Annotated in this window: 24 protein-coding genes and 1 pseudogene; 6 read left to right on the top strand and 19 right to left on the bottom strand. The window is 73.8% G+C overall.

Translation table 11 applies throughout. The annotated features are described in order from the left end of the window. Nucleotides 1-123 precede the first annotated feature (123 nt). The 7 genes from AB0D08_RS19490 to AB0D08_RS19460 all read right to left on the bottom strand — a co-directional run bounded on the left by AB0D08_RS19490 (nucleotide 124) and on the right by AB0D08_RS19460 (nucleotide 6,633). The gene (locus AB0D08_RS19490; RefSeq protein ID WP_359890149.1) at nucleotides 124-1,233 is read right to left on the bottom strand and encodes a hypothetical protein; all 1,110 of its coding nucleotides are present in this window, start codon (nucleotides 1,231-1,233) and stop codon (nucleotides 124-126) included. Nucleotides 1,234-1,394: 161 nt separating this feature from the next. Further along, nucleotides 1,395-1,886, bottom strand: a complete 492-nt coding sequence (locus tag AB0D08_RS19485) for a DUF3180 domain-containing protein (protein ID WP_033821756.1) — start codon at nucleotides 1,884-1,886, stop codon at nucleotides 1,395-1,397. A gap of 150 nt (nucleotides 1,887-2,036) precedes the next feature. Further along, entirely contained in the window at nucleotides 2,037-2,636 is a 600-nt protein-coding gene (folK, locus tag AB0D08_RS19480) for a 2-amino-4-hydroxy-6-hydroxymethyldihydropteridine diphosphokinase (RefSeq protein ID WP_033821757.1), read from the bottom strand. Nucleotides 2,637-2,697: 61 nt separating this feature from the next. After that, nucleotides 2,698-3,057 carry a dihydroneopterin aldolase gene (folB, locus tag AB0D08_RS19475; RefSeq protein ID WP_033821793.1) on the bottom strand — a complete coding sequence of 120 codons (360 nt, stop codon included), beginning with the start codon at nucleotides 3,055-3,057 and terminating at the stop codon, nucleotides 2,698-2,700. Nucleotides 3,058-3,283: 226 nt separating this feature from the next. Beyond that, the gene (locus tag AB0D08_RS19470) at nucleotides 3,284-3,787 is read right to left on the bottom strand and encodes a nuclear transport factor 2 family protein (protein ID WP_051812962.1); all 504 of its coding nucleotides are present in this window, start codon (nucleotides 3,785-3,787) and stop codon (nucleotides 3,284-3,286) included. Between the two features lie 3 nt (nucleotides 3,788-3,790). Beyond that, complete coding sequence (folP, locus tag AB0D08_RS19465) at nucleotides 3,791-4,648, bottom strand: dihydropteroate synthase (protein WP_082526704.1); 858 nt, start codon at nucleotides 4,646-4,648, stop codon at nucleotides 3,791-3,793. Nucleotides 4,649-4,746: 98 nt separating this feature from the next. Then, on the bottom strand, nucleotides 4,747-6,633 hold the full coding sequence (locus AB0D08_RS19460; RefSeq protein WP_082526705.1) for a phosphatidylglycerol lysyltransferase domain-containing protein: 1,887 nt from the start codon (nucleotides 6,631-6,633) through the stop codon (nucleotides 4,747-4,749). 554 nt (nucleotides 6,634-7,187) lie between these two features. Between AB0D08_RS19460 and AB0D08_RS19455 the strand changes: the two genes are divergently transcribed. After that, on the top strand, nucleotides 7,188-8,381 hold the full coding sequence (locus tag AB0D08_RS19455) for an alpha/beta hydrolase-fold protein (protein WP_033821759.1): 1,194 nt from the start codon (nucleotides 7,188-7,190) through the stop codon (nucleotides 8,379-8,381). Nucleotides 8,382-8,494: 113 nt separating this feature from the next. Here the strand turns inward: AB0D08_RS19455 and folE are convergent, their stop codons facing one another. From folE to dacB, 6 genes are all read right to left on the bottom strand, one after another. After that, entirely contained in the window at nucleotides 8,495-9,100 is a 606-nt protein-coding gene (gene folE, locus AB0D08_RS19450) for a GTP cyclohydrolase I FolE (RefSeq protein WP_033821760.1), read from the bottom strand. A gap of 202 nt (nucleotides 9,101-9,302) precedes the next feature. Beyond that, complete coding sequence (gene ftsH, locus AB0D08_RS19445; RefSeq protein WP_033821761.1) at nucleotides 9,303-11,342, bottom strand: ATP-dependent zinc metalloprotease FtsH; 2,040 nt, start codon at nucleotides 11,340-11,342, stop codon at nucleotides 9,303-9,305. Nucleotides 11,343-11,576: 234 nt separating this feature from the next. After that, a complete protein-coding gene (gene hpt, locus AB0D08_RS19440; RefSeq protein WP_199520378.1) occupies nucleotides 11,577-12,131 on the bottom strand; it encodes a hypoxanthine phosphoribosyltransferase in 555 nt (184 codons plus the stop codon). 65 nt (nucleotides 12,132-12,196) lie between these two features. After that, nucleotides 12,197-13,333, bottom strand: coding sequence for a tRNA lysidine(34) synthetase TilS (gene tilS, locus AB0D08_RS19435; RefSeq protein WP_033821762.1), 1,137 nt, complete (start codon nucleotides 13,331-13,333; stop codon nucleotides 12,197-12,199). 332 nt (nucleotides 13,334-13,665) lie between these two features. Then, a complete protein-coding gene (locus AB0D08_RS19430; protein ID WP_082526706.1) occupies nucleotides 13,666-14,832 on the bottom strand; it encodes a zinc-dependent metalloprotease in 1,167 nt (388 codons plus the stop codon). 118 nt (nucleotides 14,833-14,950) lie between these two features. After that, nucleotides 14,951-16,384, bottom strand: coding sequence for a D-alanyl-D-alanine carboxypeptidase/D-alanyl-D-alanine-endopeptidase (gene dacB / locus AB0D08_RS19425; protein ID WP_359890142.1), 1,434 nt, complete (start codon nucleotides 16,382-16,384; stop codon nucleotides 14,951-14,953). A gap of 76 nt (nucleotides 16,385-16,460) precedes the next feature. Here dacB and AB0D08_RS19420 point away from each other — a divergent pair, with 76 nt between their 5' ends. From AB0D08_RS19420 to AB0D08_RS19405, 4 genes and pseudogenes are all read left to right on the top strand, one after another. Then, nucleotides 16,461-16,952 (top strand): inorganic diphosphatase, encoded by a 492-nt coding sequence (locus tag AB0D08_RS19420; protein ID WP_033821764.1) that lies wholly within the window; start codon nucleotides 16,461-16,463, stop codon nucleotides 16,950-16,952. Between the two features lie 206 nt (nucleotides 16,953-17,158). Next, nucleotides 17,159-17,830, top strand: a complete 672-nt coding sequence (locus tag AB0D08_RS19415; protein ID WP_359890138.1) for a biliverdin-producing heme oxygenase — start codon at nucleotides 17,159-17,161, stop codon at nucleotides 17,828-17,830. Nucleotides 17,831-18,036: 206 nt separating this feature from the next. Beyond that, nucleotides 18,037-18,471: pseudogene (locus AB0D08_RS19410) on the top strand (iron ABC transporter permease); the annotation flags it as partial. After that, nucleotides 18,468-19,358 carry a heme ABC transporter ATP-binding protein gene (locus AB0D08_RS19405; protein WP_051812968.1) on the top strand — a complete coding sequence of 297 codons (891 nt, stop codon included), beginning with the start codon at nucleotides 18,468-18,470 and terminating at the stop codon, nucleotides 19,356-19,358. The pseudogene AB0D08_RS19410 and the gene AB0D08_RS19405, both read left to right, overlap by 4 nt. A gap of 10 nt (nucleotides 19,359-19,368) precedes the next feature. Here the strand turns inward: AB0D08_RS19405 and AB0D08_RS19400 are convergent, their stop codons facing one another. From AB0D08_RS19400 to AB0D08_RS19390, 3 genes are all read right to left on the bottom strand, one after another. After that, nucleotides 19,369-19,584, bottom strand: coding sequence for a dodecin (locus tag AB0D08_RS19400; protein ID WP_033821766.1), 216 nt, complete (start codon nucleotides 19,582-19,584; stop codon nucleotides 19,369-19,371). A gap of 119 nt (nucleotides 19,585-19,703) precedes the next feature. Next, nucleotides 19,704-20,657 carry an asparaginase gene (locus AB0D08_RS19395; RefSeq protein ID WP_033821767.1) on the bottom strand — a complete coding sequence of 318 codons (954 nt, stop codon included), beginning with the start codon at nucleotides 20,655-20,657 and terminating at the stop codon, nucleotides 19,704-19,706. Between the two features lie 79 nt (nucleotides 20,658-20,736). Continuing rightward, on the bottom strand, nucleotides 20,737-21,297 hold the full coding sequence (locus AB0D08_RS19390; protein WP_233289125.1) for an ABC transporter substrate-binding protein: 561 nt from the start codon (nucleotides 21,295-21,297) through the stop codon (nucleotides 20,737-20,739). A gap of 364 nt (nucleotides 21,298-21,661) precedes the next feature. Here AB0D08_RS19390 and dtd point away from each other — a divergent pair, with 364 nt between their 5' ends. Next, nucleotides 21,662-22,099 (top strand): D-aminoacyl-tRNA deacylase, encoded by a 438-nt coding sequence (gene dtd, locus AB0D08_RS19385; protein WP_359890134.1) that lies wholly within the window; start codon nucleotides 21,662-21,664, stop codon nucleotides 22,097-22,099. A 48-nt stretch (nucleotides 22,100-22,147) separates the two neighbouring features. Here the strand turns inward: dtd and AB0D08_RS19380 are convergent, their stop codons facing one another. The 3 genes from AB0D08_RS19380 to AB0D08_RS19370 form a co-directional block, all read right to left on the bottom strand. Further along, on the bottom strand, nucleotides 22,148-23,113 hold the full coding sequence (locus AB0D08_RS19380) for a folate-binding protein YgfZ (RefSeq protein ID WP_033821769.1): 966 nt from the start codon (nucleotides 23,111-23,113) through the stop codon (nucleotides 22,148-22,150). Nucleotides 23,114-23,173: 60 nt separating this feature from the next. After that, nucleotides 23,174-23,626 (bottom strand): Fur family transcriptional regulator, encoded by a 453-nt coding sequence (locus AB0D08_RS19375; protein WP_033821801.1) that lies wholly within the window; start codon nucleotides 23,624-23,626, stop codon nucleotides 23,174-23,176. Nucleotides 23,627-23,724: 98 nt separating this feature from the next. Beyond that, nucleotides 23,725-24,309, bottom strand: coding sequence for an FABP family protein (locus tag AB0D08_RS19370; protein WP_033821770.1), 585 nt, complete (start codon nucleotides 24,307-24,309; stop codon nucleotides 23,725-23,727). Between the last annotated feature and the right edge of the window lie 179 nt (nucleotides 24,310-24,488).

Here is a 24,488-nt window from a genome sequence, read left to right as displayed (position 1 = left end):
GTCGACCAGGTGGATCTCGTCGGCGAGGTTGGTGATCACGGCGGAGGTGTGCGGCAGCCGGTCGAACCCCGCGGGGTCCGGGCACCGCCCGTCCGTCGTTCACCGCACCGGCGGCCGCCCGGCTCAGGCCCGGCCGGACCTCAGCTCGGGCAGCTCCAGCAGCTCGGTCTCGTCCTCCGGGGTCAGGTCGACCACCTCGGGGCGGCCGTGGTCCGGCTCGGCCTCCTCGGACCGCCGGGCCGGCTGCTCGGCCGGCTGCTCGCCCGCCAGGGCCGGCGGCACGGCGTACCGGGCGCTCGCGGCGAGCGCCTCGTCGCCGACCACGTCCGCCAGGTCGCCCACCGACGGCGCCGGGGCGGCGGCCCGGACCGCGGCCGCCCGGACCGCGCCCTGGCGGCCGAAGAAGCTGAAGCCGGAGCCCCGGCCGCCACCCGCCTGGCCGGGGCGCGGCCGCTGCCGCTCGGCGCCGCCCGGCGCCGCCGTGGCGGCGGGGGTGAGCCCCTGGCCCGCCGAGACGGCGCCGGGGGCCGCCAGCACCGGCCGCTCGGGTGCGGCGGCGACCGCCGGGCGCTCGGCGCGCTCACGGACCGGAGCCGCCGGTGCGGCCGGGGCCACCGCGCCCGCGGCGACCAGCTCCGGCAGGTAGGGGCGGGTCGCGAGCGCGGCCCGGCTCTCGTTCTCCCGGCGCGCCTCGGCCGCGCCGGCCTTGCGCTCCAGCTGCCGCAGCACGGCCGCGGCACGCACGTACGCGGCCGGGGTGACCGGGTGGGCGGGGCGGGAGGCGGCCAGCGCCCGCCGGGCGGCCTCCGCCTCCTTGAGCGCCTGCTCGGCGACGGCCACCGCGCGCTCGCGCAGCAGCCTGGCGATCTCGGTCTCGGCCTTCGCCAGCCGCGACTTCTCCGCCGTCAGCCGGCGCCCGAACCTGGTCGCCCGCTCCTCCGCCACCTCGGCCGCGTACTCGGCCTCGGCGAGCTGTTCCTCGTACCGCTCCTCGGCCCGCAGCCGCTGGACGATGGCGAGCTGGGCGGCGGCCCGGGCGGCCTTGTCGCGCTGGCGCAGGACCATGCCGAGGCCGATCGCGGCGAAGACCGCCGCGACACCGACCGACCGGGCCACGATCTGGTCCGGACTCGCCACCAGGGCGGCGAGCGCCGCGATGACGAGAACACCGGTGGCGGCCGGGGGCAGCGACCGGCCGAGGAACGAGGAATGACGGTGGCGTCCGCGAGACATGCCAAAGAAACTAGCGTGCGAATTGGGCCGCTGTCAGCCGCGCCACTCATTCAGCCCTTGACATTTCGGCGCCACTACTCCGCGCCCCGACGGGACTACGGTCGGCGACCGGCGCGGGCCGGGCGGGACCGGGCGGCGGAGGGCGGCGGTGTGCCCCGCGGTCAGCGGTGGGCGGCCGGACGGCCGGGCGGGGCGCCGTTGTGGTCCTCGGGGAGCCGGCAGATGTGCTGGAGCCAGAGCGCCACGGCGATCACCGCCGCGCCCGCCAGGACCGCGAAACCGGCCGTGATCGCCTGCGAGCGGCGGACCGCGATGTCCAGCTGCCCGAGCAGCACCACACCGATGCCCGCGTAGACGCCCGACACCACCGCCGACACCAGTGCGCTGGCCTGGCCGAGCACCAGCGCCCGGGCCGCCCCCAGCGGGTCGACGCCCTTGGCGTCCGGCCGCCGCTCCCGGACCGCCTTGAGGCGGGAGCGCAGCGAGATCGCGGTCGCCAGCAGGACCACCGCGATCCCGGCGAGCACGATGGGCGCGAAGACCGGCACGCCGGGCAGCGCGCCGCGCGCGTCCCACACCTTGGCACCGGCCCAGGACAGCACCGCGGCCACTGCGGCGATGCCGAGCAGCAGACGGAGACGGAGCGGCTTCACGCGGAGGAGGTCCTTCCCGACGATCCCGGCGGCCGCGGGCGGGCCCCCGGCCAGGACACCGTACCGGGCCGAGCCCCCGCAGTACTTACTCGTACGGCCGTGACCGGTCGAAGGTTCCCGGGGCCGCCCGGCGCACCGGACGCGGACGCGCTACTCGGGGAGGGTGAGCCGGATGTCCTCGCGGCGCCACACGACCTGGCCGGGCTGGCCGGCCAGCGCGTCCAGCAGCGGGCCGACCGGGCCCTGGCCCGGCACCTCGGCGGCAGGGTCGGCGTCCTGCCAGGGCGCCAGCACGAACGCCCGCTGGTGCGCCCGCGGGTGCGGCAGCAGCAGGACCGGGTCCTCGCTCAGCACCCCCTCGTAGGACAGGATGTCGACGTCCAGGGTGCGCGCGCCCCAGCGGACCTCGCGGACCCGGCCGAAGGCGTCCTCGACCGCGTTGGCGCGGTCCAGCAGGTCGTGCGGCGGCAGGCTGGTGCGCAGCACGGCGACGGCGTTGAAGTAGTTCGGCTGCTCGGCGGGGCCGCCGAGGGCCTCGGTCTCGAACACGGCGGACACGGCGGTGATCCTGATCCCGGGGGTGTCCGCGAGCGCGTCCACGGCGCCCTGCAGGGTCTCCAGCCGGTTGCCGAGGTTGCTGCCGAGGGCGACCACGGCGGAGCGCGTGGTGTGCAGGGTGGATTCGGCGCAGTCCACCCGGCGCTCCAGGTCGAACGTGGTCGGCGTGGCGGTCGGGTCGCTGGTGCTCATCAAGATCCCTCTGCTCGGGGCGGCGGGAGGCTGCGGCCGCTGGAGATGGGGGCGGCGCACGTCATGCGCGGCCCCGGTGAATGGTGACGGTGACGTCGTCGAACGGGACGGTGATCGGGGCGTCCGGCTTGTGCACGGTCACCTCGACCTCCTCGACGGCCTCGTGGGTGAGGCACTGGTCCGCGATCCGCTGGGCGAGGGTCTCGATCAGGTCGACCGGGTCGCCGGCGATGACGGCGGTGACCTCCTCCGCGATGACGCCGTAGTGGGCCGTGCGCGTGAGGTCGTCGCCCGCGGCGGCCGGCCGGGTGTCCAGGTGGAGCACGAGGTCGACGACGAAGGTCTGGCCCTCGATCCGCTCGCGCTCGAAGACGCCGTGGTGGCCCCGGGCACGCAGGCCCCGCAGGGTGACGCGGTCCAGCAAACGAATCACTTCTCCCAGATTCGGCCCCTGCGCAGGGCAGGGTGGTGGCGGGCTCCGTCGCCCGCTGCCCCCGAATCTACCCGCGAGCAAGGACACCGCCTGACCGTCTACCCGGCACGGCGGGGCGCCACGCACGCCGAATCGGCGATTGACGTGAACGTTCGGTGCCGCCCGGCGGACATCCGCGCGGCCTACGGCACCCGCTCGGGTACGGCCGCCCGGGTCAGTCCTCGTCCTCGTCGTCGCCGCTGGTCAGGACGGGTGAGCCGTGGTGCGACCAGAGCCGCCAGCCGTCGGCCGTGCGGCGGAACAGGTTGGTCGAGACGACCTTCCCGCCGACCAGCGGGCCGAGCTCGCCCTCCTCCTCCGCCTCGCCGCCGGAGAGGATGTTCTCGGTGCAGGTGACCAGCGCCACGTCGCCCTGCACCTCCACCTCGACGTCGGTCAGGAAGAACTGGATGTACTCGGTGTTCATCATGATCAACATGTACGAACGGGTGACCTGCGCCCGCCCGCGCAGCACCGGCCAGCCGGGGTGCACGCAGACCACGCCGGTCTTGTCGTCCGCGTCGGACGGGCCCAGCCAGATCGACTCGACGGCCTCCAGGTCGCCGGTCTCCAGCGCCTCGTAGAGGGCCCGGTTGGCGGCCAGGACCGCCTCGCGGTCCGACTCCGGAGCCGCGGCCGGGTTGCTGCTCCGGTCGTTGCCGCTCGCCGCTTCTGCCACGCCTTACCCCCTCTGTGCGGCCCGTTCCCAGGCCGCGACCACTCGTACGGCGTCGGCCGTGCCGGCGACGTCGTGCACCCGGACGGCCCAGGCGCCGGCCCGGGCGGAGAGCACCGACACGGCCGCCGTGGCGTCGTCGCGCTGCCGGGCCGGGCGAGGCTCCCCGGTTTCCGGGTTGGCGAGCAGCGTACCCAGGAAGCGCTTGCGGGATGCGGCGACGAGGACGGGGCGGCCGAGCGCGGTCAGCGCGTCGAGCCGGCCGAGCAGCGCCCAGTTGTGCTCGCTGGTCTTGGCGAAGCCGAGGCCGGGGTCGAGGATCAGCTGCTCCTCCTTGACCCCCGCGGCCAGCAGCGCCGCCATCCGGGCGGCCAGCTCCGCGGTGACGTCGGCGACCACGTCGCCGTAGACGGCCAGGCCGTCCATGTCCGCCGACTGGCCGCGCCAGTGCATCACCACGAACGGCGCGCCGGTGGCGGCCACCACCTCGGCCATCGCCGGGTCGGCGAGGGCGCCGGAGACGTCGTTGACCAGGCGGGCGCCGGCGGCGACGGCCTGCTCGGCGACGCGGGCCCGCATGGTGTCGATGGAGACCGTCACCCCGGCGGCGGCCAGCTCCCGGACCACCGGGATCACCCGGCGCAGCTCCTCCTCCTCGGTGACCCGCTGCGCGCCCGGGCGGGTCGACTCGCCGCCGACGTCCACCAGGTCCGCCCCACGGGCCGTCAGCGCCAGGCCGTGGGCGACCGCGGCGGCCGGGTCGAGCCACAGGCCGCCGTCGGAGAAGGAGTCGGGGGTGACGTTGACGACGCCCATGACGGCGCAGCGTCCGAGTGCGGGGAGACCGGGGAGAGGGTTGTTCATGTGGTCATTATCGAGCGGCGGGTGGGGGGAGGAGCGAAGACGGACGACGGATGACAGATTCTGAAATCTGTCATCCGTCGTCCGTCATGCAGTTCCCGTCAGGCCGCCTCGGTCACCGCACCGACCGTCGCCGTCTCCGGCATCAGCCCCTGCCGCTGCCGCTTGCGCCCGAACCGCGGCATCCCCAGCGTGATGAAGGCCTCAGCCTGCATCGCCGCGAAGCCGATCCGCGGCAGGTCCCGGGTCTGCGGGTAGACCAGGAACCGCGGCTCCCACTCCGGCTGGAACTTGGCGTTGAACTTGTACAGCGACTCGATCTGGAACCAGCGCGAGAGGAACACCAGCAGCCCGCGCCAGGCGCGCAGCACCGGCCCCGCGCCGATCCGCTCGCCGCGGGCCAGCGCCGAGCGGAACATCGCGAAGTTCAGCGACACCCGCCGCACCCCGAGCGCCGGCACCTCCTGCAGCGCCGCCACGATCAGCAGCTCGTTCAGGCCCGGATCGGCCTCCCGGTCACGCCGCATCAGCTCCAGCGAGATCCCGTCCGGCCCCCACGGCACGAAGTGCAGCACCGCCTTGAGGTCGTCGCCCGGCGCGGCCGCCGCGGCCGCGCCGGAGGCGGCACCCGTACCGGCGTCGCCCTCGGCGGACTCCGGCGCCTTGTGCGCGGTGACCACCACGCAGTCGTCGTCCCCGATGTCGCCGAAGCGTCCGAGCGCCATCGAGAACCCGCGCTCGGTGTCGGTACCGCGCCAGCGCGCCGCCGCGTCCGCGATCTGCCGCTTCTCCGCCTGGGTCAGGTCGCCGACCCGGCGCACCTTGCAGGAGTAGCCGTTGCGCTCGATCCGCTTGACCATCTGCCGCACGTTGCGCATCGCGCGCCCGGACAGCGAGAAGGCCGAGGTGTCGACGATCGCCTCGTCGCCGAGCTCCAGCGCGTCCAGCCCCGCCTCGCGGGTCCAGACCTCGCCGCCGACCTCGCTGCACCCCATCACGGCCGGCACCCAGGCGTGCTCGCGCGCCTCGGCCATGAAGACCTTGATCGCACCGGGCCAGGCCTCCACGTCACCCACCGGGTCCCCGGAGGCCAGCATCACACCGGACACCACCCGGTAGGAGATCGCCGCCTTGCCGGAGGGCGAGAACAGCACGCTCTTGTCCCGGCGCAGCGCGAAGTACCCGAGCGAGTCCCGCTGCCCGTGCCGGGCCAGCAGCTCCCGGACCCGGACCTCGTCCTCGGGGGTCAGCTCGGGCTCGGGCTTCTCCGGCCGCAGTGCCAGGTACCCGGTGGTGAAGGCGGTCAGCAGCCCGAGGGCGCCGAGCGAGTACGCGACCAGGTCACCGATCCGGTCACTGCCGTACCGGATCGGGCCGTCGAAGCCGAACAGCCCGTAGAGCGTCTCCTGGAAGCGCTCGACCAGGCTCGGGTCGCCGAGCTCGGACTTCGGGTGGACCGAGACGATCAGCAGGCCGAGGCCGATGCTGACCATCCCCATCACGACCAGGTTGGCCACCGCCCGCCAGCGGGTGCGCGGGTCGGCCTTCGCGTAGAACTCCCTGCGGTGCACGAGCACCACGGCGAACAGCACCAGTGCGACCACGCACGGCCCGGGCTGGTGCCAGCGCAGCGCCTGCAGCGCGGCGCCGAGCGGCAGCAGGACGCAGACCGCCCGCCAGGCCCGGCGCTTGCGACGGCGCAGGGCGTGCGCCAGCAGCACCAGCAGGATGCCGATCATCAGGGTGCCGACCGCGGCCAGCGTGGTGGTCGTCCCGGGCAGCTGCCCGGCGAAGGTGTGCACCTTGGTGTGGCGCAGCTTGGGGAAGACCGCGCTGCAGATGTCCAGCAGCCCGATCAGCAGGCAGGCGTAGCCGATCGCGCCCGGCAGCCAGGCACGCGGGACGGAGGCGGCTTGGGTACGGAGCGTCTGCAGACCCCGGCGGCGGGGCTGCTCGGACGACGGCTCAACGGACACGGGAACGCTCATGGAAGCTCAGCCTAGAGGCTGTCCGGGACTGTCCTGTCACTCCGGAGGAGGAACTGTGATGGACCTTCATGGCTATTCCTTGGTCTGGCAAACCGCACGTCAAGAAAGCCCCAACGGCCGGTACGGACCGGCCCGGGACGCGGGGCTCCCCGGCCGTCGGAGCCTGGGGACGGGTGATGCCTGGTCCGCTCCGGACCGGCGGGACGGCCGGTCCGGGACGCACTTCGGCAGCGCGAAAAACAGGAGACAGGTGCCACCGGCGATGGCACCGGCATGGGTCCAGCATGGCCGCACCGGCACCGAAAGACCCCCGCCGACGCGTTTCCACACGGTGGACGACGCATTCTAGGGGTTCGGTTGCGCCCGTTCGCAGGCGGCGACCCCCCGACCCGCCACCGGCCCGCCACCGGCGCCCCACCGGCGCCCCACCGGCCCCGCCGGCACCGGTCGGCCTACACCTGACGCTCGGTCAGACCAGCCCCGCTGGCCGCACCCCACAGCCCGGCGCACGATGAACCCTGGCCCGACAACTTCCCCAGGGAGGGCGACCCCGGATGAAACTGACCAGCACCGCGCTGGTGTACTCGCTGAGCGTACTGGCCGTCGTCGGCCTGGTCGCCACACTCTGGCTGTGGCCCCGGCTGGCCGGACAGCGCCCGCTGCCGGTGCTCGGCCGGCTCGGTCTGCTGACCGTGGTTCAGGTCTCGGTGCTGGCCGTGCTCGCGCTCTCGGTGAACAACTCCTTCGGCTTCTACACCTCCTGGGACGACCTGCTGCGCCCCGGCGGCGCCCCGCTCGCGCTGGCCGGGTCCTCGTCCCCCCGCGGCGCCCCGCCCGACCCCGCGAAGCTGGTCGAGCCGACCACCGAGGGCGGCATGGAGACCGTGAAGGACCTGCTCCCGCCGGGCGCCCCGGAGGAGGTGGGCAAGGTGGAGTCGGTCCGGGTGAACGGCCCCGAGTCCGGCCTCTCGGACCAGGTGTTCGTCTACCTGCCGCCGGAGTACTTCTCCCCGCAGTACGCCAAGGTGCGCTTCCCGGCCGTGCTGGCGATCGGCGGCTTCCCGGGCACGTCCCTGCACCTGCTCGACAGCCTGCAGCTGCCGCAGGCCGAGTCCGCGCTGCACAAGGCGGGACGGACCCTGCCCGCCGTCATCGTGATGGCCCGGCCGACCGTCGCGCCGCCCCGCAACACCGAGTGCGTGGACGTCGTCGGCGGCCCGAAGACCGAGACCTGGTTCGCCAAGGACCTGCCGACCGCGATCCGCTCCGCCTACCGGGTCGGCCACTCGGAGGACACCTGGGGGGCGCTCGGGTACTCCACCGGCGGCAGCTGCGCGCTGCGCCTGGCGATGCGGCACCCCGAGTACTTCTCCGCGGCGGCGGCCCTGCACGCGGACTACGAGGTGCCCAACGACAGCTTCACCGGCGGGGACCTCTTCCACGGGGACACCGCGCTGGCCAACCAGTCGGACCTCACCTGGCGGCTGCAGAACCTGCCGGCCCCGCGGACCTCGCTGCTGGTGGTCAGCACCAGGACCGAGGAGAACTACAAGGCGACCGAGGACTTCCTCGCGGTGGCCAAGCAAGTGGCCGACGCCCATCCGGAGTTCAAGGTCGAGTCGAACTTCCTGGACGACGGCGGCCACAACTTCGACGCCTGGAAGCGCGAGCTGCCGGCCGCCCTGGAGTGGATGAGCGACCGGCTGAGCACCTTCGAGTGGATCAGCGAGCGCGACGGCGCCCAGTAGCGAATGCCTTCCCCCACCACCCCGGCAGTGGCCGGCCCGCTCCGGCGGCCGGCCACTGCCGTCGTGTGCGGGCCGGCACCGCAGGGGTCCCGCCGGGAACCGGTCCGGCCGGGTCAGCGGCCGATGATCAGGCTCATCGCCTCGGCACGGGTGGCCGGGTCACGCAGCTGGCCGCGGACCGCGGAGGTGGTGGTGGTCGCGCCGGGCTTGCGGATGCCGCGCATCGACATGCACATGTGCTCGCACTCGATCACCACGATGGCGCCGCGCGGCTCCAGGATCCGCATCAGCGAGTCGGCGATCTGGCTGGTGAGCCGCTCCTGCACCTGGGGGCGGCGGGCGAACACGTCGACCAGCCGGGCCAGCTTGGACAGCCCGGTGATCTTGCCGGTGACGGCGGGGATGTACCCGACGTGGGCGACGCCGCGGAACGGCACCAGGTGGTGCTCGCAGGTGGAGAACACCTCGATGTCCTTGACCAGCACCAGCTCGTCGTGGCCGAGGTCGAAGGTGGTGGTCAGCACGTCCTCCGGGCGCTGCCGCAGCCCCGCGAATATCTCCTGGTAGGCCCGGGCCACCCGGGCCGGGGTCTCCAGCAGGCCCTCGCGGTCCGGGTCCTCGCCGACCGCGATCAGCAGTTCGCGGACCGCGTTCTCGGCACGCTTCTGGTCGAAGGGCCCCACGACGGCTTCGCCCTCAAGGGTCACCGGGTCGATCATTCGTGCCTCGCTTGGCAGACGGAGTGGACGGGAACGGTCCCGGCGGAGGCGGTCCGACGCGGGTGGTCGGGCCGGGGCCCGCCGGGCCCGGTACCGGCCCGACATCGGGCCGAGCAGCACGGATGCCGCGCCTCCAGGGTACAAACCCCGGTGACGCGGCATCCATTCCGTACGGTCGGCCCGCGGTGGCGGGCCGGACGGCTCAGCTCTCGGCCGGGCCGTCGGGCAGCTTGTGCACGTCCACCGACGGGGAGTCGACGGCCGGCACGGCGATGCCGTTGCTGAGCGCCAGCTCCTTCGGCGACTGCACCGGCGGGCGGGTGGAGGGGGTACGACGGGAGGAGCCCGTCCAGGCCGGACGGTGCGGACGCTTGATCACGTGGGTGAAGACCTCCGCGATCTGCTCCTTGTTCAGCGTCTCCTTCTCCAGCAGCTCCAGGACGAGGTTGTCGAGCACGTCGCGGTTCTCGACCAGGATCTCCCAGGCCTCGTTGTGCGCGGTCTCGATCAGCTTCTTGACCTCCTCGTCCACCAGCCCGGCGACCTCTTCCGAGTAGTCGCGCTGGTGACCCATCTCACGGCCGAGGAAGGGCTCCGACTCGCTGGAACCGAACTTGATCGCACCCAGGCGCTCGCTCATGCCGTACTGGGTGACCATGGCCCGCGCGGTGGCGGTGGCCTTCTCGATGTCGTTCGAGGCGCCGGTGGTCGGGTCGTGGAAGACCAGCTCCTCCGCCGCCCGGCCGCCCAGCATGTAGGCCAGCTGGTCGAGCATCTCGTTGCGGGTGGTGGAGTACTTGTCCTCGTCCGGCAGCACCATGGTGTAGCCGAGCGCCCGGCCCCGGGACAGGATGGTGATCTTGTGGACCGGGTCGGAGTAGTTGCACGCCGCCGCCACCAGGGCGTGGCCGCCCTCGTGGTACGCCGTGATCTTCTTCTCCTTGTCGGACATGATCCGGCTGCGCTTCTGCGGGCCGGCCACCACGCGGTCGATGGCCTCGTCCAGGATGAAGTTGTCGATCAGCTTCTTGTCCGAGCGGGCGGTCAGCAGGGCCGCCTCGTTCAGTACGTTCGACAGATCGGCGCCGGTGAAGCCGGGGGTGCGCTTGGCGACGGCCGAGAGGTCGACGTCGGGCGCGATCGGCTTGCCCTTCTGGTGCACCTTGAGGATGTCCAGCCGGCCCTGCAGGTCGGGCCGGTCGACCGCGATCTGCCGGTCGAAGCGGCCCGGGCGCAGCAGCGCCGGGTCGAGGATGTCCGGGCGGTTGGTGGCGGCGATCAGGATGACGCCGCCCTTGACGTCGAAGCCGTCCATCTCGACCAGCAGCTGGTTGAGGGTCTGCTCGCGCTCGTCGTGGCCGCCGCCGAGGCCCGCACCGCGGTGCCGGCCGACGGCGTCGATCTCGTCGACGAAGATGATCGCCGGCGCGTTCGCCTTGGCCTGCTCGAACAGGTCGCGGACCCGGGAGGCACCGACACCGACGAACATCTCGACGAAGTCGGAGCCGGAGATCGAGTAGAACGGGACGCCCGCCTCGCCGGCCACGGCGCGTGCCAGCAGGGTCTTGCCGGTGCCGGGCGGGCCGTAGAGCAGCACACCCTTGGGGATCTTGGCACCGACGGCCTGGAACTTCGACGGCTCCTGCAGGAACTCCTTGATCTCCTGGAGCTCCTCCACCGCCTCGTCCGCGCCGGCCACGTCCGAGAACGTGGTCTTCGGGGTGTCCTTGGTGAGCAGCTTGGCCTTGGACTTGCCGAACTGCATGACCCGGGAGCCGCCGCCCTGCATCTGGTTCATCAGGAACAGGAAGACCAGGACGATGATGACGATCGGCAGCATCGACAGCAGCAGACTCATGAAGGTCGACTGCTTCTCGGGGCTGATGGTGTAGTTGTCGGGCAGCTGGCCGGACTTGAACTGGTCCTGCAGCGTGGACGACACGTTCGTGGCCTGCGTGTCGGACACGTAGGAGGCCTGGAACTTGGTGCCCGAGGGCTGCTTGCCGGAACTGTTGGCCGGGAGCTTCTGCCCGTCCTTGAGCTGGATCTTGATCAGGTTCGAGTCACCAGTGGTGATCTCCGCCGACTTCACCTGGTCGCCGTTGATGGCGGCAATCACCTGGCCGGTGTCCACCGTCTTGTAGCCGCCCGAGTCGGAGACGACCTGCATCAGCACAACGACGGCGAGAGCGGCCAGCACGATCCACATGATCGGCGCACGGAAGTATCGCTTGACGTCCATCCATGCGGGGCGTTGCCGCCCCGTCCCTCCTGCCACTCAACGGCGCTGCGCGGCCGAGGGGCCGCGGGCGCATACCGGGTATGTGCTCATGAGAAGAGCGGTTTATTGGACCGTACCGCAGTCCCACTCGCCTGCGGCGAGAGCACGACGACACGACGTATTTTCCTACCCCGGCTCAACGGGTGGGAACGGTGCACCGTTCCCACCCGTAGCCCGAACGGTTCAGCGGGTCGTTCAGCCGCCGTAGACGTGCGGCGCCAGCGTCCCGATGAAGGGCAGGTTGCGCAGCTTCTCCGCGTAGTCCAGGCCGTAGCCGACCACGAACTCGTTCGGGATGTCGAAGCCGACGTACTTGACGTCGATGGTGACCTTCGCCGCATCCGGCTTGCGCAGCAGGGTGCAGACCTCCAGCGAGGCCGGGCCGCGCGAGCCCAGGTTGCCCAGCAGCCAGGACAGGGTCAGGCCGGAGTCGATGATGTCCTCGACGATCAGCACGTCCCGGCCGGCGATGTCGGTGTCCAGGTCCTTGAGGATCCGCACCACGCCCGAGGACTTGGTCCCCATCCCGTACGAGGAGACGGCCATCCAGTCCATGGTCACCTGCGAGTGCAGGGCCCGGGCCAGGTCGGCCATCACCATCACGGCGCCCTTCAGCACGCCGACGATCAGCAGGTCCTTGCCGGCGTAGTCGCGGTCGATCCGCTCGGCCAGCTCGGCCAGCTTGGCGTCGATCTCGTCCTTGCTGATGAGCACCTTCGCCAGGTCGGCGCCCATGTCGTTCTGATCCACCGGGGATACGTCCTCAAACGTTCGGGGTCTGGGTTCGGCGGCGGCCCTGGGACCAGCGGACGGGCTCACGCCCGCTGGTCGCCCTGTCGCCGAAAGACCAGCGTGCCACACCGGCGGACGGCTTCCACTCCCCCGGGTAGGTGCAGCGGGCCCTGACCGCGCCAGCCGGTGACCAGCAGGTCCACCGCTTCGAGGTGACGGGCGAACAGGTCCCCGGCCGGGCAGCCCGCGCGCAGGGCCGCCCGGCGCAGCACCCGGCGGCGCACCGCGGGGGGCAGCGCGGTGAGTTTGCCGACGTCCAGGGCGCCCTCGGCGGTCCGCAGGTCCGGCTCGGCGAGGGCGGCCCACTGGTCGAGGGCGTCGGCGTCGTCGCGGAACAGGCGGGCGGTCCGGGCCAGCGCCTCGACCACGCCGCCGCCCAGGTGCTTCTCCAGCACCGGCAGGACCTCGTGGCGGACCCGGGACCGGGTGTAGGCGGGGTCGGTGTTGTGCGGGTCGTCCCAGACCGGGATCGCCTGGGCGGCGCAGGCCTGCCGGGTGGCGGCGCGGTCCAGTTCCAGCAGCGGGCGGCGGTAGCGGCCCTTGTGGGCCGGCATCCCGGCCAGCGAGCGGGCGCCGGAGCCTCGGGCCAGCCCCAGCAGGACCGTCTCGGCCTGGTCGTCGCGGGTGTGGCCGAGCAGCACGGCGAGCGCCCCGAGCCGGTCGGCGGCCTCGTCGAGGGCGGCGTAGCGGGCGTCACGGGCGGCGTTCTCCGGGCCGCCGTCCCGGCCGACCCGGACGGTGACCGCCTCGACCGGCTCCAGCCCGAGTTCGCCGAGCCGCTCGGCCACCTGCCCGGCGCGCTCGGCCGACCCCGCCTGCAGGCCGTGGTCGACGGTGACGGCGCCGACCCGCAGGCCGAGCTTGGGCGCCTCGAAGGCGGTGGCGGTGGCCAGCGCCATCGAGTCGGCGCCGCCGCTGACCGCGACCAGCACCAGCGGGGAGCCCGGCGCGGCGGGCGTGCGGGGCAGGCCGGAGGGGTGGCGGCGGGCGTTGCCGATCAGGGTGGTGGCGCCGGCCAGCGCGGCCTCGGGCGCGGCGGCCGGCCGCAGCCGGGGGGCGCGGGGCGGCGAGCCGGGCACGACGCCGGCCTCGGCGGCAAGCTCGGCGAGGGTACGGCGGACGGCGAGGCGTATCGCCGCGACAGCAGGATGTGGGCCCACGGGGATGCACTCCTTGGCGGAGGGGGGAACGGGCAGGCCGGAGGCAGCGCCGCCGGGTACGGGGAGACCCGGTCAGCTCTCTGTCACCATGCGCTCACAGATGGTCGCAGAATCCGGTCACCGGCTACGCCACCCGCGCCACCGGTACGACCACCGTCCCACGTACGGGTGAATGGAAAAACGTTCATTCGGACTCCGTCTGTACGGCTGAGCCACCCTGGCGGGCGTCCGGAGCCACCCGTTCGGCGGGCCCGGTGCGGCGCAGCGGCCGACCGGGCGGGGGCCGGGATGCCGGATGCCGGATGCCGGATGCCGGGGGCCGGGGGCCGGGCTCAGCCGACCACCCGGGCCACCCAGGCCGCCGGGTCGTGGATCTCATCCTTGGTCGGGAGGGTGTTCGGCGAGGTCCAGACCCGGTTGAAGCCGTCCATCCCGGCCCGGTCCACCACGCCGCGGACGAACACCGCGCCGTCCTGGTACTGGCGCAGCTTGGCGTCCATCCCGAGCAGCCGGCGCAGCACCAGGTCGAGCCGCCCGGCGCCGCGGTCCCGGCGCTGCTGGAACTTCTCCCGGATCTCGGCCACCGACGGCACCACGGCCGGGCCGACCCCGTCCATCACCACATCGGCGTGGCCCTCCAGCAGCGACATCACCGCGGTGAGCCGGGAGAGGATCTCGCGCTGTGCGGGGGACTGGACGGCCTCCAGCAGGGTGCCGGGCCCGGAGCCGTCACCACGGCCTCCGAGGCCCGGTACGGCACCGCCGAACGCCTCCCTGGCCCGCTCCAGCAGCGCGCCCGGGTCGACGTCGGCCTGTGCCAGGAAGGCCTGCACCTCGGACTGGATGTGGTCGCGCAGCCAGGGCACCGCGGTGAACTGGGTGCGGTGGGTCTCCTCGTGCAGGCAGACCCAGAGCCGGAAGTCGTGCGGGTCGACGTCCAGCTCGCGCTCGACGTGCACGATGTTCGGCGCGACCAGCAGCAGCCGCCCGGGCCCCGGCAGGTCCGGCCCACGGCGCGGCTTGTCGAACAGGCCGGCCGGGCTGTCCGGCGGCGCCGGCAGCTCGGCCGGGGCGAAGGTCTCGTACTGGCCGAGCACCTTGGTGGACAGGAACGCCAGCACCGCGCCGACCTCGACGCCGGTGGCCTTCTCCCCCAGCGAGCCGATCACCGCGGTGCCGGCGCCGTCGCCCCGGCGGGCCTGCAGCTTGTCCACCAGCGGCTGGACGATGGTGCGGAAGCCCGCCACGTTGGCCCGCACCCAGCCCGGCCGGTCGACCACCAGCACGGGGGTGGCCGGGGCGTCCGCCAGCACGCTGGAGTTCATCCGGGTGAACGCCCGGACGTGCTCCTCGGCCTCCAGCGCATGCCGGCGCAGCTCGGCGACGACGGTCCTGGCCTCCTCGCGGGAGACCGCCGGGCCCGGACGGACCAGCCGGGTCGCCGTCGCGACCGCGAGATCCCAGTCGACCATGTCTGCCCTGCCGCTCGCGCTCGTCATGCCCTCACGGTACGTGCTGTGGCGCGCCCCGGGGAGGGAGCGGGCACCGGGACACCCCAGGGCCGGTCCCGCGACCTCCCCGCGGGCGCGGGCGGCGGAGCGGAGCGGGGACGGGGCGTCAGTGGCAGCCGCACCCGGCGAGCTTGGCGACGATCCGGTCGACGGCGGCCCGGGCCTGGTCCGCCCCGGCCGGCGTCCTGGTCATCATCGCGAACACCAGGACCCGCCCGTCGGCGTCCACCACGGTGCCGGCCAGCGTGTTGACGAAGTCCAGGGTGCCGGTCTTGGCCCGGACGATGCCGGACGCCTCGGCCGCGCCCGACCTGGGCCCGAACCGGCTGAGCAGGGTGCCGGTGAAGCCCGCGATCGGCAGGCCGGTGAGGACCGGGCGCAGCTCCGGGTGGTCGGGGGCGGCGGCCAGCGAGAGCAGCTTGACCAGGGTGGCCGGCGGGATCAGGTTGGCCTTGCTCAGCCCGCTGCCGTCGTTGAGCTGGAGGCCGGCGGTGGACACCCCGAGCTTGGCCAGCGCCTGGGTGACGGCCCCGGCGGCGCCGGGGAAGCTGGCGGGCTGCTGGGCGGCGATGGCGACCTGCCGGGCCACGCCCTCGGCGATGGTGTTGTCGGAGTGGGTGAGCAGCCGTTCGATCAGCCGGGCCAGGGTGGGCGAGGCGACGTCGCCGAGCGGCTTGGCGTCGGCGGCCGCGGTGGCCTGGGCGGGGCGGCCCTGGACCGTGATGCCCTGTGCCTTGAGCTGGGCCACGAAGGCGTCCGCCGCCTGGGCGGCCGGGTCGGTGACCCGGGCGGGCGCCTCGGACAGCGACCTCGGCTCGACCTTTCCCTCGTCCACCATCAGCGGGCTGACCGGCGCGACGTTGTAGTCGTCGTTCTCCATGTGCCGGAGCTGGCCGGTGTAGAGCGAGGTGTCGTAGCCGAGCTTCACCGAGGTGACGCCGGCCGCCTTCAGCGCGGCGGCGGTCTGCGCGGCCAGGTCGGTCAGCGAGGCGGGGGCGTTGTCCGGGTCGACCGGCAGGCCGCCGATCTGCACCTGGTCCGCGGGGAGCGCGGTGAGGGTCGGGTCGCCGCCGCCGACCAGGGTGATCTCGTCCGGCTTGGCGCCGGTGACCACCCGGGTGTGGATCCGGTGGTCCGCCGGGAGCAGCGACAGCGCCGCGACCGAGGTGGCGAGCTTGGTCGTGGAGGCGGGGGTGGCCGGGGTGTTCTCGCCGGAGCCGTACAGGAACGTGCCGGTGGCGGCGTCGCTGATGGCGAAGTTCAGGGTGCCGAGCGACTTGTCCTGCAGCAGCGGCGCGAGGGCCTGCTGCAGGCCCTGGGTGGTGGGCAGGGTGTCGGCGGAGTCGGCCACCGGGGCCAGCACGGCGCTGCCCGGCGGCGCCTCGGCCGACGGCTTGGCGCTGGCGGCGGCCGCCGGGGGCGACGGTGCGGCGAGCGCCCGCTGCGTGCCCGCCGTCAGGCCCGAGGTGGCGAGCGCCGCCCCCAGCACACCCGCGACGGCCGCCCTGCGCCCTCGCCCCACCCCAGCACCAGCGTTCACCGACAGGCCCCTTTCCTGAGCACACCTTGACGTAGGAGACACTTGGATTCTGTCAGTACCTACCTTGGAGGAACCGTTGGAGTTCGACGTCCTGATCGAGATCCCGAAGGGCTCGCGGAACAAGTACGAGGTCGATCATGAGACCGGCCGCCTCCGCCTGGACCGCATGCTCTTCACCTCGACCCGCTACCCGGCCGACTACGGCTACGTCGAGGGCACCCTGGGCGAGGACGGCGACCCGCTGGACGCGCTGGTCATCCTGGACGAGCCGACCTTCCCCGGCTGCCTGATCAAGTGCCGCGCCATCGGCATGTTCCACATGACCGACGAGGCCGGCGGCGACGACAAGCTGCTCTGCGTCCCGGCGACGGACCCGCGCTGGGAGCACCTGCGCGACATCCACCACGTGTCGGAGTTCGACCGCCTGGAGATCCAGCACTTCTTCGAGGTCTACAAGGACCTGGAGCCCGGCAAGTCGGTCGAGGGTGCCAACTGGGTCGGCCGCGTCGAGGCCGAGGCCGAGATCGTCGCCTCGGTCCAGCGGCTGAAGGACCAGGGCGGTCACTGAACCGCCGTCCCCTCGGCCCGCCGAGGTGGCCCGGAAGGCCGGGGTGAGCTGCGCGCTCGCCCCGGCCTTCCGCGTTGTCCGGCGCCTTCCGCGCTGTCCGGCACCTTCCCGGCGTTTACCGACAGGGTGTCGGCAAGATGTTGACTTAGGTAACCCTAACCAGAACAATCGGGGGGACAGTCGACCCGGATCCCGGAGGCCACCGCATGTCCAGCTCCGAGCAGCCCGTCCCGTTCTCCACCGTGCTGCGCACCGCGAGCAGCGAGGAGCACGCGGCCGCCGAGACCTCGTCGTTCATGGCCCATCTGCTGGGCGGCCGGCTCGGCGTCGAGGCGTACGCCGAGCTGTCGGGCCAGCTCTGGTTCGTCTACCGGGCGCTGGAGGGCCGGGCCGCCGCGCTCGCCGGGGACCCGGTGGCCGGGCCGCTGATCGACCCGGCGCTGATGCGCACGGCCGCGCTGGAGCGCGACCTGGCCCACCTGCTCGGCCCCGGCTGGCGGGCCGGTCTCACCCCGCTGCCCGCCACCGCCGCGTACGCGGCCCGGCTGGAGGAGCTCGCCGAACAGTGGCCGGGCGGCTACCTCGCCCACCACTACACCCGCTACCTGGGCGACCTGTCGGGCGGTCAGATCATCCGCGGTGCCGCCGAGCGGACCTGGGGCTTCGAGCGCAGGGGCGCCGGGGTGGAGTTCTACGTCTTCGCCGAGGTCGCCAACCCGGCCGCGTACAAGCGGGAGTACCGGGAGAAGCTGGACGCGGCGGGCCTCGCGATGGACGAGGTCGAGCGCCGCCGGGTGGTGGAGGAGTGCAAGCGGGCGTTCACCCTGAACGGCGTGCTCTTCGCCGACCTGGGCTCCCGGTACCCGCTGAGCGCCTGACGGCCCGCCGCAGCGGCCGATCCCCCGGCGGGGCGCCTGCCGGGGGATCGGCCGCTGCGGCGTCGGGTCGACCGGCCGGGCCGGCCGGTGGCAGGTCAGCCGGCGTCGGCTCGGCCGGCGTCGCCGGTGCGGCGGCGGCGCAGCAGGACGGTGGTGCCACCGCCGAGCAGCAGCAGCCCGGTCGCGGTCGCCACCAGCGGGACGACAAGGTGCTCGGCATCCTGCCGTTCGCCGTGGTGGGCCTCGCCGTCGCGCCCCCGTACGCCCGCTCCCTGGACCTGCTGGCGCTCGGCGACAAGCCCGCCCGCCACCTCGGGGTGGACGTGGAACGGATGCGGCTCACCCTGATCACCGTGGTCGCGCTGCTCACCGCGGCGGCCGTCTCGGTCAGCGGGGTGATCGGCTTCGTCGGCCTGATCGTGCCGCACCTGCTGCGGATGGCCGCCGGTCCCGGCCACCGCTTCCTGCTGCCCGCGAGCATCCTCGGCGGTGCGCTGGTCCTGGTGGCGGGCGACCTCGCCGCCCGCACCCTCGCCCGACCCGCCGAGCTCCCGCTCGGGGCGCTGACCGCGCTGATCGGCAGCCCGTTCTTCTTCTGGCTGCTGCGCCGCACCAGGAGCCGCCAGGGAGGGTGGGCATGAGGGGCCCGGGCCTGCGGAGAGGACGGACGCCGCGGGTTCCCGGACGGCCGGCCCCGGGGACCGAGGTGCTGCGCGCGACCGGCCTGCGGCTCGCGCTCGGCGACCGGGAGCTGCTGGCCGGGGTGGACCTGACGGTCCGGGCGGGCGAGGTGCTGGCGCTGCTCGGGCCGAACGGCGCCGGCAAGTCCACCCTGCTCGCGGTGGTGGCCGGCGACCTCGCGCCGACCGGCGGCGAGCTACTGCTGGGCGGCCGTCCGCTGGCCGGCCTCACCGTCGCCGAACTGGCCCTGCACCGGGCCCTGCTGCCGCAGTCGGCCGAGCTGTCGTTCCCGTTCCCGGCCGGCGAGGTGGTCCGGATGGGCCGCGCGCCCTGGGCCGCGACCCCGGCCGCGGCCCAGGACGAGGAGGTGGTGGCCGAGGTGCTGGCGCTGACCGGGACCGCCTGCTTCGCCGAGCGCCCGTTCACGGCCCTGTCCGGCGGCGAGCGGGCCCGGGTGGCGCTGGCCCGGGTGCTCGCCCAGCGGGCCGCGCTGCTGCTGCTGGACGAGCCGACCGCCGCCCTCGACCTGCGCCACCAGGAGCTGGTGCTGCGCCTCGCCCGGCAGCGGGCCGCGGCCGGGGACGCGGTGGTGGTGGTGCTGCACGACCTGTCGCTGGCCGCGGCCTACGCCGACCGGGTGATGCTCCTGTCGGCCGGCCGGGCGGTGGCCGACGGCCCGGTGCGCGAGGTGCTGACCGGGCCGCTGCTGAGCGAGGTGTACGGCCACCCGGTGGAGGTGCTGGCGCACCCGCGCACCGGGGCGCCACTGGTGCTGCCGGACCGCGAGCGGGCCGACCGGCAGCAGGCCGCCCGGGAGCGGGCCGACCGGGAGCGGGCCGGGCGCTGAGCCGCCCCGCTCAGCCCTCGCCGTCGAGCCGGAACCCGACCTTCAGCCCGACCTGGTAGTGCTCGATCCGGCCGTCCGCGATGTGCCCGCGCACTTGGACCACCTCGAACCAGTCCAGGTTGCGCAGCGTCTGCGACGCCCGGTCGATCGCGTTCCTGATCGCCTGGTCGACGCCCTCGCCCGAGGAGCCGACAATCTCGGTGACGCGGTAGATGTGGTCCGACATGGCACTCTCCTGAGCTGTCCGGTACGGCGCGGTTGACGGCCCCCCGGTCCACCGTGCCGCACCGGCCCGGGCGGCGCGCGCCAAAGCCGCCCGCCCGGGCGTCGGCCCCCGCGCGGGCGTCAGAAGGCCGCGCGGACCTCGCCGACCACCTGGCCGCCGCCGTGCAGCGGCTGGGCTCCGATCCGGGTCAGCACCTCGTGCTCGATGCCGAGCCGGCGCAGCGCGGCGGCCAGCACCGGGCCGCGGGCCCGCTCCCCGCCGTCCTCGATCTTGAAGGCGAGCGCCCGGCCGTCCGCCAGCGCGACCGCCTGGACGGCCTCGGCGCCCATCTTGGACAGCGTCCCGGGGATGGCCCGCATCAGCCAGGTGTCGGCGCGGCGGGTCCCGGCCACGTACTGGGGGTGGGCCCGCATCGCGTCGGCGACCCGGCGGCCGGGGGTGCCGGGCGCGGCCAGCAGCAGCGAGCGGTAGCCGCGGGCCAGACCGGTCAGCGAGACGGCGTGCAGCGGGGCGCCGCAGCCGTCGGTGCCGACGTGGGCGGGCTGCTCGCCGGTGGCCTCGGTGAGTGCCTGGAGGGCTAGCAGCTGGACCGGGTGGCCGGGGTCGAGGTAGCTCGCGGTGTCCCAGCCGTTGGCGGCGCAGGCGGCCAGCCAGCCGGCGTGCTTGCCGGAGCAGTCCATCAGGATCGGGCTGCGCGAGCCGCCTCGGCGCAGCAGTTCCTCGGCCTCGGTCTCGTCCAGCGGGAGGTCGGCCGGGGTGCGCAGGTCGGCCTCGGTCAGGCCGGCGCCGGCGAGTATTCGCCGTACCGCGTCGAGGTGGAACGTTTCCGCGGAGTGGCTGGAGGCGGCGAGCGCCAGTAGTTCGCCCTCGATCGCGAGCCCGGCCCGCAGGGTGGCCACCGCCTGGAACGGCTTGGCGGTCGAGCGGGGGAAGACCGGCGCGTCCGGGGTGCCGAGGGAGTACTCGACCGAGCCGTCGGCGGCCAGGACGACCAGCGAACCTCGGTGGCGGCCCTCGGTGAAGCCGGAGCGGACGACCTCGGCGAGAGCGGGCAGGGCGGCGGACTGCGGCATGGGGTTGACTCCAGTTCCAGGGGCACAGGGTGAGGGTGGCCCGGCCGCCGACCCGCTCCCCGGCCCCCGTCGGGCGGCCTCACCCCCCGGTGAGCAGGTCGTCGACCCGTGCTTCCCCCTCACGGTACCTGCGGGTGATCTCGGCGCTGCAGTCGTCCGCCGTCCGCTGCAGCGCCAGGCGGCGGCCGGAGACCCCGCGCTCGTACTCGGCCAGCCGCTCGACGGCCACCAGCAGGTCGCCGGTGGGGTGCGCGGCGAGGTCGGCGAGCTGGACGTCGCCCATCAGCTCGTCCGCCTCGGTGGCGACCTGCTCGCCGCGCGGGGGGCCGAGGGTGAGGTGCCGGGCCGGGCGGCGGACGGAGGAGGGCGCGTCGGCCAGGATGGCCGGCAGCCGGTCCAGCAGCGGGCCGGCGTCGAAGGCGACCATCGCGGCGTCGTCGAGCGGGACCTGCCGGCGGTTCAGCTCGGCCCGCAGGATGTCCATCCGGCCGTGCAGCAGCCGGCGCAGGTACGAGAGTCCGGCCTCCTGCTCCTGGGCGTCGCGCCGCAGGGTGCGCAGCTCGTCCAGCCCCAGCTCCCCCAGGCTCACCGGGCCGAGCCCGTCCGCCTGCTCCTGGGCCGTACCGCTCGCGTCCATCATCCAACCACCTGCCGTGATCCGATCCCGCCCTGACTCCGGTACGGGGGCCGTACTGGAGCACGTCCGGCCGGCCCCGGGGGTTCCCCGGGTACGCCGCTTCCACCCGCCCGGGCGACACCGGCCCGGCGGACGGTGCACGAACCGCTCACGGCACCGGCGGGCCGGTGCACCGCGCGGCGCCGTCCGACAGCGTGCCACCCTGGGCCGGGCATGTGCACGCCTGAGCACCCGAACGGCCCCGTGGCGAACGGGGGTGGCTGATACGACCGGAGCAATCCGCAGGCAGGCCCGCGCCGTATGGGGCGCACAGCGCGCCATCCCGGCGCGCACCGAAGTTCCGCGCGCCTGGGGCAGAATGGCGGGCATGCGAGCAGTGGTACAGCGGGTGGCCGAGGCCGCCGTGACGGTGGACGGCGAACCGGTCGGCGCGATCGAAGGGCCCGGGCTGTGCGTCCTGGTCGGGGTGACCCACCAGGACACCCCGGCCCAGGCGGCCCAACTGGCCCGCAAGCTCTGGTCGCTGCGGCTGTTCGGCGGCGAGGACGGCGTCGAGCGGTCCTGCTCCGACTTCGGCGGACCGCTGCTGGTGATCAGTCAGTTCACGCTGTACGGCGACGCCCGCAAGGGGCGCCGCCCCACCTGGAACGCGGCCGCGCCCGGCCCCCTCGCCAAACCGCTGGTCGACGCCGTGGTGGCCGAACTGCGGGCGCTCGGCGCCGAGGTGGCGACCGGCCGGTTCGGCGCGGACATGAAGGTCTCGCTGGTCAACGACGGCCCGTTCACCGTGCTGCTGGAGGTCTGAGCCGCCGGAGGTCCGAGCCGCCGGAGGTCCGAACCCGCCCCCGCGCGGTCAGGCGGGGACGATCACGTCCTGGGTGGCCGGCACGGTACCGGCCAGCAGCACGGCGTCCACCGGGACGTTGCGCTTCACCAGGGCGAGCGCGATCGGCCCGAGCTCGTGGTGGCGGACCGCCGTGGTGACGAAGCCGAGCGGGCGGCCCTCGCCGCCGTCCGCGGCCAGCCGTACCTCGGTGCCGTGCGCGGGCAGCTTCTCCTCGGTGCCGTCCAGGTGCAGGAAGACCAGGCGGCGCGGCGGGCGCCCGAGGTTGTGCACCCGGGCGACCGTCTCCTGGCCGCGGTAGCAGCCCTTCTGCAGGTGCACCGCGCTGCCCAGCCAGTCCACCTCGTGCGGGATGGTGCGGTGGTCGGTCTCGAAGCCGAGCCGGGGCCGGTGCCCCTCGACCCGCAGCGCCTCGTACGCCCAGACCCCGGCCGCCGGGCCGTAGCCCGCGGTGAGCCGGGCCAGCTCGGCGCGCGGCAGGAAGAGGTCCCGCCCGTACGGGAGCTCACGCACCGCGGCGGCGCCCTCGGCGGAGGCCGTGGAGCCGGCCGGCAGGTGCACCAGCGCGTAGTCGGCGCTCGCGTCGGCGATCTCCACCCGGTAGAAGAACTTCATGCTCTCCAGGTAGCCGATCAGGGCCGGCGCGGTACCCGGCTCCACGTGCACCCAGGTGGTCGTCCCGTCGTCCACCAGGTACAGCGCGTGCTCGACGTGGCCGTTGGGCGAGAGCACCAGCGCCTCGGTGGCCAGCTGCGGCGGCAGGTCGCTGACGTGCTGGGTGAGCAGCAGGTGCAGCCAGGCCAGCCGGTCGGCACCGGTCACCGTGATCACGCCGCGGTGCGAGAGGTCGACGAAACCGCGGCCCTCGGCGAGCGCGCGCTGCTCGCGGAAGATGTCGCCGTAGTGGGCCGCGACGCCCTCGTCGGCCCCCTCGGCGGGGACGGCACCGGGCAGGGCAAGCAGCGGGCTCTTCATACCCGCCAGCTTACGTCCGCCGGTCGGCCGGGCGGTGCCGGGGCGCCCGCCGCGGCCGGCTCAACCCGCCTGCTGCTGCTCCCGCTTCGCGGTGCAGTCGGCGCAGCGGCCGAAGATGGCGAAGTGCTTGAGGTCGGTGTCGAAGCCGTGCTCGGCGCGCAGGCTCTCGATCAGCGGCGCGGCGATCGCGGTGTCGGTCTCGGTGATCCTGTCGCAGTCCCGGCAGACCAGGTGCAGGTGGGTGTGGCGGCCGGCCAGGTGGTACGTCGGGGCGCCGTGGCCGAGGTGCGCGTGCGAGACCAGGCCGAGCTCCTCCAGCAGCTCCAGGGTCCGGTACACGGTGGAGATGTTGACGCCGCTGGCGGTCTTGCGGACCTGGGAGAGGATCTCGTCCGGGGTCGCGTGGTCGAGGGCGTCCACCGCCTCCAGCACCAGTTGGCGCTGCGGCGTCAGGCGGTACCCGCGCTCGCGCAGGTCGGCCTTCCAGTCGGTGGGGGTGTCGGTGTTGGCCACGGTGTCGTCCTGCCGGTCGAGGTCGTGAGACAAGTGTAGGGACCGACCACGTGGTCGGTCCCTCATCTTGCGGCCCCGCGTCCCGGGCCCGGCGGAACTCAGCGGAAGAAGGCGATGCCGTCGTCCGGAAGGTCCGCGATGTCCTGGATCAGCTTGGCCGGGTTGAGCACCTTCTTCAGCTGCGCCGACATGTAGGGCCGCAGCGGCACCTCGGGGGCGGCCTTCTCGCCGACCCAGAGCAGTTCCTCGCCGACCAGGCCGAACAGGCGCTTGCCACCGCTGTACGGCGCCGAGCCCTCGATCCGGGCGACCGCGTCGGTGGCCAGGTCGATCTGGGGCTTGCCGTCGTGCAGCTTGCCGTACCAGATCTCCACGGTGCCGTCGTCGCGGACCGAGGAGACCTCGATCTCGCGCTCGCCGCTGCTGCCGTGCTGGTTGGTGGTGACCCGCCAGAAGGCGTGCTCGTTCTCCAGCGGGCTGACCTTCTCACCTTCGTCGTTCAGCACCCAGGTGCGGGAGCGGAACTCCAGGAAGGCGCGGCCGTCGTGCCGGAAGACGACCTCCTGGCCGAAGTTGCACTTCTCGCTGCCGGGGAAGTCGAAGACGCCCGCGCCCTCCCAGGTACCCAGGAGGAAGGCCAGCGGGACGACGTCCTTGTGGAGGTCGGAAGGGATCTCGATCATGGTCCTGGACTCTGTCGTCGGGATGGGTTCGCCATCAACCGTACGGCAGTCGGGGTCAGCGCTGGCCCTGGTAGAGCTTCATCACGGAGAAGATCGCGAACCAGGTGATCAGCACTGCCATCAGAGCCAGCAGGCAGTCGAAGAAGATTTCGAGACCGGACACGGGGTGCTCCCATTGA

The sequence above is a fragment of the Kitasatospora sp. NPDC048540 genome (assembly GCF_040651175.1).
Classification (GTDB): domain Bacteria; phylum Actinomycetota; class Actinomycetes; order Streptomycetales; family Streptomycetaceae; genus Kitasatospora.
Note: the sequence above shows the minus strand (reverse complement) of the source record. Positions and strands in the feature narration are given on the sequence as shown.